At 62.1% G+C, this 9602-nt stretch carries 4 protein-coding genes and 1 pseudogene; 2 read left to right on the plus strand and 3 right to left on the minus strand.

Annotated elements, in window-relative coordinates; genetic code table 11:
* Window positions 1-84: 84 nt before the first annotated feature.
* Window positions 85-1152, plus strand: coding sequence for a ParA family protein (locus K789_RS0112095; protein ID WP_272943967.1), 1068 nt, complete (start codon window positions 85-87; stop codon window positions 1150-1152).
* 68 nt (window positions 1153-1220) lie between these two features.
* Entirely contained in the window at window positions 1221-2441 is a 1221-nt protein-coding gene (locus K789_RS0112100; RefSeq protein WP_024366982.1) for a ParB/RepB/Spo0J family partition protein, read from the plus strand.
* 4794 nt (window positions 2442-7235) lie between these two features.
* Here the strand turns inward: K789_RS0112100 and trxA are convergent.
* The 3 genes and pseudogenes from trxA to K789_RS0112115 all read right to left on the minus strand — a co-directional run.
* Window positions 7236-7562 carry a thioredoxin gene (gene trxA, locus K789_RS0112105; RefSeq protein WP_024366983.1) on the minus strand — a complete coding sequence of 109 codons (327 nt, stop codon included), beginning with the start codon at window positions 7560-7562 and terminating at the stop codon, window positions 7236-7238.
* 40 nt (window positions 7563-7602) lie between these two features.
* Window positions 7603-8559 carry a thioredoxin-disulfide reductase gene (trxB, locus tag K789_RS0112110; RefSeq protein WP_024366984.1) on the minus strand — a complete coding sequence of 319 codons (957 nt, stop codon included), beginning with the start codon at window positions 8557-8559 and terminating at the stop codon, window positions 7603-7605.
* 176 nt (window positions 8560-8735) lie between these two features.
* Window positions 8736-9602 (minus strand): annotated as a pseudogene (locus K789_RS0112115) (ABC transporter substrate-binding protein); the annotation flags it as partial.

Consider the following 9602-nt stretch of genomic DNA (forward strand, 5'->3'; position numbering starts at 1 on the left):
TCAGCCCGGTGCCCTCGGTCTCCTTGGGTAAGAGGTTAGGCTAGTAACCGGCAGCAAGAGCCGAACGAGAGTGAGTGTGTCACAGTGACCAGTAGCGAAGCCTCCACACAGCGGATTCCCCCGTTCGTGTCCCTGGGGTCCGCACGGGCCTTTGCTGCGCCTGCAATCGCTCACGACTACTCCGGAAATCGCACGGCTTCAGTTGCGAAGCCCGCCGGAATGGCGAGTGTTTCACGTGAAACATCCGTAGTCGCCAGTGGAAATGTTCTGGACTCCATCGATGATTCCAGCCCGATCGCCCGTGAGCTCGCCCACGAGAACAAGCGGCGCGAACGTCTTCTGGGCCGCGAACTTCCGAAGCCGGAGAAAACCCGGATTTTTACCGTCTCGAACCAGAAGGGCGGAGTCGGCAAGACGACCACCACGGTCAACATCGCTGCTGCCCTGGCTGCTGCGGGCTTGAATGTGCTCGTCATCGACATTGATCCCCAGGGGAACGCCTCGACTGCGCTCGGAATTGAACACCACGCCGATGTTGACAGCATCTACGACGTGCTCATCAACGACATCCCGTTGCAGGACGTTGTGGCACCTTGCCCGGACATCGACAAGCTGATCTGTGCACCCGCCACCATCCATCTTGCCGGCGCGGAGATTGAGCTGGTCAGCCTTGTTGCCCGCGAGCAGCGCCTCCGCCGTGCGATTGACGTGTACTCCAAGGAGCGTGCGAAGAACGGTGAGGAGCGGCTGGACTACATCTTCATCGACTGCCCGCCGAGCCTGGGTCTGCTGACCGTCAACGCGTTCTGCGCAGCCAACGAGGTGCTCATTCCGATTCAGTGCGAATACTACGCGCTGGAGGGACTAAGCCAGCTGCTGAAGAACATCGAAATGATCCAGAAGCACTTGAATGCGGATCTGGTCGTTTCCACCATCCTGCTGACGATGTACGATGGCCGCACCAATCTCGCTGCCCAGGTGGCAGCTGAGGTGCGAGAACATTTCCCCGAGCAGGTGCTCGGCGCTGTGGTCCCCCGATCGGTCCGTATATCCGAAGCTCCCAGCTACCAGCAAACCGTGATGACCTACGATCCCTCATCCAGTGGGGCCCTGTCCTACCTGGAAGCCGCAGCCGAAATCGCGGAACGTTAGAATCTTTTCAAGAATTGCACTAGCTAGAGTCCGGTGATGCCCGGCTCTTCCAATGGAGGGATTTATCCATGAGCGATAAGCGACGCGGCCTTGGCCGTGGACTTGGGGCACTCATTCCAAGTTCCGCCGCGGCTTCCGGCAACGGTTCAGCGCCGTCCCGTCCCGTGGATCTTTTCTTTCCTGAAGCCCGCAAGCGGACACCGGCCGCCGAGGTAGCGAAAGACACCGCAGTGGTGCCCGACGAGGAGACAGCTGCAGCGTCGCAGGTGCTTTCCGCAACAGCCGCCGGCAAGGGTACTTCCAGCGCGCCGGATACGAAGACCGTTCCCGCGGCCAAGAAGGCGCCGGCACGGAAGACTCCCGCCACAAAGGGCGAGTCCCCGGCAGCGGCGTCCAAGCCAGCCTCGAAGATGGGTCCCGAGACAGCGGCGGTTCCCGACGTTGAAGATCAGGGCGTGGAACTCGTCGAAGTGCCTGGAGTCCGCTTTGCGGAAATCCCGGTTACTGACATCCACCCGAACCGCAAGCAGCCGCGTTCCGTCTTCGATGAAGACGACATGGCGGAGCTGGTGCACTCTGTTCGGGAAATAGGCGTCCTCCAGCCAATTGTTGTCCGTACTTCAACCGAAGAGGGTGGCGAACCCTACGAACTCGTTATGGGCGAGCGTCGGTGGCGGGCAGTACAGGCCGCAGGCCTTGAAACTATTCCCGCCATTGTCCGCGACACCACCGATGATGACCTCCTCCGCGACGCCCTGTTGGAAAACCTGCACCGGAGCCAGCTGAACCCGCTCGAAGAGGCAGCCGCGTACCAGCAGCTGCTGGAGGACTTCGGTACCACCCATGAACAACTGGCTGACCGCATCGGGCGTTCACGCCCCCAGGTGTCCAATACTCTTCGTCTGCTCAAACTTCCGCCGCTGGTTCAGCGCCGTGTAGCCGCCAGCGTCATCTCTGCCGGCCACGCTCGGGCGCTGCTTGCGCTACCGGATGCCGCCGCGATGGAACGCCTCGCCCAGAAGATCGTTGCCGAAGGCATGTCCGTCCGTGCGACGGAGGAGGCCGTGACCCTCTACCAGAATCCGGCTTCGTCCCCGAAGAACAACATTCCGCGTCCCGGTGCACGGCACGAGCGCCTGGATTATTTGGCTTCATCGCTTTCGGACCGGCTCGACACCAATGTGAAGATCTCTCTTGGTGCCCGTAAGGGCCGTGTGAGTATCGAATTTGCAAGTGTGGAGGACCTCAACCGCATTATGGATGTCCTGACGCCCGGGGCCCCGAGCTAGTTCAGCCCCGCAACGTCCACGGGACCCGTTTCACGTGAAACGGGTCCCTTTGTTATTTGCAGCCACTCCGATACTTACCGCTGCTGGAGCCACCCACAGCGGTGGGTCTGCTTTTCCGTTTCTGTCCTAGTACCGCGCTGGGAAGGTATCCGATTGTGGTTTAGGGCTACATCGGTCGCTCAAACGCCGCTCCGCGTCCGGACGGACGTGGCACCTCCTTTCGTTATCCGAGCAGTACAGCGACGCTTGCTCGCTTCTTGCAGGACTGTCTGCAGTTTGTTGGGATACTGCGGACGCAGGCAAAGATGAGCTCCGTGCGGGCGGCCCGGTTGTTGGAGGCGGTGTGCCTGTAGGCATCCCCCCTTGGATCGGCAGGGCTACTGCCGCGCCTGAGCGCGACGACGGGCCGAAGCGTTTCACGTGAAACACGAGAGTTTTGCCTGGCGGGCCTTGGGAAGGCGCTGAAGTCTATAGAAGGCCGCTGAACTCCAGGCCCGGCAGGCGGGCAGTGCACCTACTCCGCGCCACGATGTTGGCAGCCCGCAGCCGGAAAGTATTCGACAGTGCGGGGATCCGGTCTGGTCCAAGTGGGAGCTGCTGAGTCCCCTGACAGAGGCAGCTCAGCAGTACTTCTCCGGTTGACGGTACCGCTCTGGACTTCAGAAGGAACATACGACAGTGGGACCACGCCGTGACGCGAAGTGATCCACCGACGTGTCCGACGGGCCTGGCCTACTCGCCATAATCACCCGCCGGCGCGTCCCTCAGGGTGTCCGCGGGGCGCAACATTTGTTTCACGTGAAACATGCGGCGCGTTGTCGCCCGCATGAAGGGTGTGGACCCCGGTGGAGGAAGTGGAATCCTTGATGGCGGACCGGCAGGACGATGCGGAACAACAGGGGACGGGCCATCGGACCCGGCCCGGCATCACCCATGAACGCGGCCTCAGGGCCCCTAGGCGCTCTAAGCGCAGCAATGCTAGCTCCGCTTCATCAGGACACCGCAGGAGGGCTTGCTGTTTCCGTGGCGCCCGCTGCGGCGCAGAGGAGTGGGGTGCGCTGCTGTCCCCACGGCCAGGTCTCCCCCCGCGGTAGCCGGATGCCCTCTGTTTGTGGCCCACATCCCAGTTCGACCCGTCGATGTCCTCGGGTGCTGATGCTGCCGCCGGCTCCAGAATCTTCGGACAGCTCGTTCAAGACACAGTGATTGCTCCACGGGTGATGTCAGTTGGTGCGCCACGTTGTGCGGGGCGTCGGGTCAGTCACTGGGTGGTGGTCATTCAGTGGGGCACCAGCCGGAGAGTGAGTGTGTGGACCAGCTGTGGTTGGGGAATCGGCGGGCGGCCGACCGGTGACAGCGGTTGTGGGGTGGACGAACCATCTGCGTCGCCGCTGCGGCGGCGCCCGAGCGTATTCACGGTAGCAGTCGCGGCAGGGAGGGTAGGGAGGGCAGGGGGCGCACGAAGTGCGGTCAGACCCTTGTGTTGGGAAAACCACATGGTGACCCTGTCAGGAGAAGAAGGACTCGCCAGAAGAAGACAGACCCGCCACGGGATTGCTGTTGGCCCTTCAAGGGAATCCGGATCATCCTGAAGGATCCTCGTGTGATCGGCACTTGTCCTGTGCGACGTGGTGTCTTCCCGAAGGTGTCACTGATGCCGACACGTGTCTGCAACGGACCTGGCCGGCGCAGGTCCTGGAAGGGGACAGTGGGCCGTCTGGGCAGGCCCAGCGGACCCGGCAGGTCCTGTAGGGCCGACAGACGACAAGTGACAGTGGGTACTCCGCAGGAAGCTCCCTGACGGAACATGTCACTGGCAGGAGTTCCCTGATCGTATGAGTGATTGGCGCGCTGACACCACCGTGCGCTGGGCTCGGCTGGTCGCGCTATTCGCGATCGGTGACTCGTGAACTGGGCCCGTGATCGAGTTCCAAGAAGGTCGGCTCCCCTGCGATTCGACGGCGGGGTTGAACTGTGGAGCGAGCGGCCGCTCGATAATGGACATCGGCAACGGTGGATATCGCGGTGGATATCGCGGTGGAAAAAGCTGTGGATAACTTTGTGGATTACCTTGATGTCCAATGTGAGCTTCGGGCGTGGCGACAGTGTTCTATGAGCGCCGACGGAGAACTCGCGGCGCGGGTGCCTTCGGGTATCCAGGCTGTTTCACGTGAAACATTCAAGAGACTCAATCCGTGACCTGGTTCACGCCCCGCTGTGCTTTCTAAATCCCCCGCTGTTGGTTAATTTTCTGCGGTTTTCTGCGCTTTACGCCGAGTGTTTTCGGGGCGCCGGTGTCTGGTCACGTGGGCGCCTAGTCGACGCGGGAACCGTAACCGCCGCTGGTTCTACGACGAGAAGGGAGTACTGGTAGCACCCACGGAGGAGGGACGGATCTTAGGGGTGTGGTTATACCGTCGTCGCCTGTGGATAACTATGTGAATAAGTTCTGTGGAGAACCCTGTGGGAATCCAGCCCGTTCCACGCCTGGATCACAACAAGAGTGATTCTGGGATCCTTCGGCCGACCGACGTCAACCCCAAGGATTCCCAAAATCACTGCCCTGCGTCAGCCGCTCCGATCGCAGTAGTCGCTCCCCCTGCAGGGCATAGACCACCTACCGCCTCCAACTTGGGGGGTGCATCACTCGGACATTCGGCCGTTTGATGTAGGAGTAGTAGACGATAGCTCCGGGCGGCAGGCCGGCCGCAAGCTGGAGGTCGGCGGCGAAAGAATCCGGAGGTCTCCACCTCGGAGTACAGCGAGCCACGGCGGCCCAGGTGGCGGCAGTTCCGGGACCTCATGTGGGCACGGGCAGAGGCGTTTGCCTGGCAAGAACTTTCCTCCTCCCGCTCGGTTGAACAGGGTTCATGAGCGCATTCCTCCTCCGCTCCCCCTGTGGCGGAGGTGAGCAGAAGATCGCAGTGAAGTGGCTGTTGCCTCGCGCATGGCAGCTAGAGCGCCATCTTGCCGTGCCCAGTGAAGTGAACAGCCGGCGGGGCGCTGATCGCGCTGCGTCTTTGTGGAGGGCGGGGCGTCGAGTGCCGGAATGTCACCTCAGCTTCTGCAGCTGGCGCCAGCGAGCGAGAGGTATACGCTTGGCGGTCGGGCGTCAGATGGTGGAGTGTACCGGGATTACACACGCCGCCAATATTTGGACCCAACTTTAGCGGTCCAAGCTCCGCGGTCTTTCCTACTACTGCCCATCGGGGGCAGGTAGGTGCTGCTCAGGGTGACTGGCGGCGTCCGCAGCTGCTCCCGCAGCTGCTGGTAGCCAGCCGTGGCAGCGGCTCGGGGCAGCATGATGCCTAGTTCTCTATCAGCGAGCCCGAGGTGAGCGATTCCTTGTGTTTCACGTGAAACACCGAAGTATGGTGAATCTACTCGGGGCTTCAGACGGCGTCTCAACCGAATGCGTGTCCTGAGAAACTGACTCGTAGGCGTCTTCCCGCGACTGGCCGAACGGCGGGATCAACAAGGCCGCCGAGATCCACATCGCTGCTGGGCGAAGCCAGTTGAAATGAGGGTCGGCCACCCCCACACGGCGATTGCAGTTTTGGGGCGCAGGAAGTGAAGGCGCTGCTGTATGGGCAGGTCCTGACACGTCGATTTTGTCGCTGAACGCCACCAGGTCCGGACTGGGCGCGCTAAGTAAGAGTGGAGTATCGGATTGCGCCTGGTCCGGCGCGCCGACAAGCCACTGCAACAGATGGCACCACGGGGGCGTCTTGTTTCACGTGAAACATCTCATCGGGCTGATGGGCTACGGAAACCCGCCCTACCTGGATCTACGAGCAACATGGAACTTGAGGAGTCATGTTCGCGGCGGGTTTGAGCCCCCACCCGGAGACCGGTGTGATTGAGAGCGTTGCGCGCTTGACTGAACATGCACGTTTCACGTGAAACATCTCGCCTTGCGCCGGAGTGGGTGGAGGATCGATTCTTCCTGGCGGGCACGGTTGGGCTCGGTGGTAAAGCCGCCCGGTCGTATGCACGCTGACTCGAGAAGGACGACTCCTCCACGCGGTGCGGCTGCAGAGACGCAACCCGGGCCTGTCGGCGGGTGTCTGCTCGACCATTCTGTGCAGACAGGACAAATCGGGTGTCCGCGGCTCAAGGGGTTCGTTGATGCACCACAACACCGCTCGGGGCGGGCTTCGGAGACCAGGTGCCACCGTGGCCGCCTTCCGCAACAGCACGCAATCCAATTGGTGGGGGTCAACCCGGAGTGACCGCAGCAGCGGTCACCTTCGTTGCCCAAACATGCAGGAGTGTGTGAATTGAAAGCGGCCACAAGTCCATCCAGGCAGAGAACCGGTGGCGAAGCTTCGTGGGGCAAGTCTGGACTGTCGGCGGTCAGAGGTGAGGCGCCCGGCTCGCCCAACCAACATGTTTCACGTGAAACGTCACTGGAAGGCGCCATGACCCGCGGACCGCGGCTGCAGCGGAGCGAGCCATCCGTCTTGGGGAATCGGCCACGTGGTGTTTCACGTGAAACCAGGCGGCGGCGCTCCGCACGCCACGCTGGCGCTCAGCCCATGGAGAGTAGATCCCTTACTCATGTGAGGGTCAGTCCCACCGATTTCGTGGCGCCACTTTCAGACAACCTAACGCCAATAAACACTAGATTTGAATTGTATACGCCGAAAATCATGCAATCCTTGGCCCGCGGGACTCCCCCACCCGGGCCCAAGGCAGCGAAAGCCACCGATGAAAAAAGATGGCCCCGCTTCCCGGGAGGGAAGTGAGGCCACCTCGGGGTTTGGTCTGCGCTAAGAACCGACCAAACCGAAACTAGGACAGAACGTCCGCGAATTCCTTTTCGAAGAACTGCTTGGGACGTGCCCCGATGACAGTGCCCTTCACTTCTCCACCCTGGAACAGGTAAACGGCGGGGATCGACGTGATGCCGTACTGGGCTGCGATCGCAGGGTTGTCATCAACGTTGACCTTGACGACGTCCACCTTCTCGCTGTACTCAACGGAGATCTCATCGAGGATCGGTCCAAGCTTGCGGCACGGTCCGCACCATTCGGCCCAGAAGTCCACGATGACCGGCTTGTCAGAAGCCAGTACATCGGTGCTGAAGCTAGCGTCGGTTACGTCTTTTGCGTTGCTCATAGCCCTGTCTTTCTCTTAGGTTGGTTGCTGCGCGCGCCGTTTAGGCGTGGAAATCTGCGAGGTAGTGCTCGACGTCGAGGGCGGCTACACAGCCGGACCCCGACGCCGTGATTGCTTGGCGGTACGTTGGGTCGATGACGTCGCCGGCTGCGAAGACACCCTTGAGGCTGGTCTTCGAAGTGCGGCCCTCGACGGCGATGGTTCCCTCGGGGGTCAGGTCTAGCTTGCCTTTGACGAGGTCAGTGCGCGGATCGTTGCCGATCGCCACAAAGACGCCTGTGACGGCGAGTTCGGTCACGGTGCCGTCCATGAGATTCTTCAACCGAAGACCGGTGACCTTGTCGCCGCCGAGGACATCCTCGACGCCGGTGTTCCAGACGAAGCTGATTTTCTCGTGCGCGAGGGCCCGGTCAGCCATGATCTTGGAGGCACGCAGGGTGTCGCGGCGGTGCACCACGGTGACGGACTTCGCGAATTTGGTGAGGAACAGTGCCTCTTCCATCGCCGAGTCGCCGCCGCCGATTACGGCGATGTCCTGGTCTTTGAAAAAGAAACCGTCGCAGGTTGCACACCAGCTGACACCATGGCCGGAGAGGCGCTTCTCGTTGGGCAGGCCGAGCTCACGGTACGCCGAACCCGTCGACAGAATGATGGAGCGCGCCCGGAAGGTCTCCCCCGAACCGATGGTGACGGTCTTGATGTCGCCGTCGAGATCGAGTTCGGTGACGTCCTCAAACTGGATTTCTGTGCCGAACCGGGCGGCCTGCTTCTCGAAGTTCTCCATCAGGTCCGGGCCCATGATGCCATCCGGGAAACCCGGGTAGTTCTCGACATCGGTGGTGTTCATCAGCTCGCCGCCGGCGGTTACGGACCCTGCCAGGAGCAGCGGCTTCAGGTTGGCGCGCGCCGTGTACACCGCGGCGGTGTAGCCCGCGGGGCCGGAGCCGACGATGATGACATCACGTACTTCGGCCGCGGTGTTTTCTGCGTTGCTCACTGAACGGTGAACCTCTTCCTTTGTCGATGCGCCCGCCTGGATGGCCGGCCACATGGCACAACTACTACTGGGTGCTGAATATTCCGGTCGAACTGGGCATCACGAGAGGACACCGTCACTCAGGGTACCGTCTGGGCACCGGGGATCGCGGGGTTGGAGCTTGGGTTACGGACGGGCTACTGGACCTTGATTTCGGCCAGGCGAAGTCCGAATCCGTAGCGGGTCTTCGGGGCCGCGAGCTTGGGCAGGGTCTTGATTGACACGATGACGTACTGTGCGGTGGTGGGCTCCGGCAGGGGCATCGTCAGGTCCGGTGAGGTGAAGCTGTTGCTGCCTACTTGCTTGGCACCTTCGAGGGACGGACGGTCATTGGTGAAGACGCTGATGCTGCCACCAGAGGCCCCCAACTGGCTGAGGGTCACCGAGGAGACCTTAGAGGGGCTCTTGAGCTTGACGACGAGCGGAACCTCAGTGGCCAGGCCACCCCAGTTGTCAGTGGCGAATTCCATGTCCGACCAGTAGCTGGCGGCATTGCCGTCGAAGGTCTTGACCAGGTCACCGTCGTAGGTTCCGGCGAAATCGAAGTTGCCCAGCCGCGTAACGCCTTCGACGGCGGGCGGACCGGAGGCCGGGGCAGGGCTGCCGCTTGCCGACGGCTCGGCCGTGGCCGAACCGGGGGCGCTGGTGGACGCATTGCCGCTCGCGACGGGCTGCGGCGTGGTTTTGAAGAGGCTGCCGAGATTGGTCACGGCAAGAACCAGTCCGACCACGAGGACCGCGGCAAGGAGTCCGCCGACCAGCCAGCGCATGGAACGGGGCTCGCGCTGGGGTTCCTCATCCTTGCCGTAGTACTCGTCATCCGCTGCCGAGTCGTTGCTCCGGGCCGAGCCCGGGAAGTATCCGGGGTCCCGGTCCACAGACGCGCTCCCGACCGCGGCGGCAGACGCCGGGACGTGATCCTGGTGGGAAGTCCGCCGGTCCTCGGGAGCGGGGTGATCGTAGTCGTCGTCGGACCACAGCGAAACCTTGGGTGTTTCGGCGGG

The organism is Arthrobacter sp. TB 26 (assembly GCF_000427315.1).
Taxonomy (GTDB): domain Bacteria; phylum Actinomycetota; class Actinomycetes; order Actinomycetales; family Micrococcaceae; genus Arthrobacter.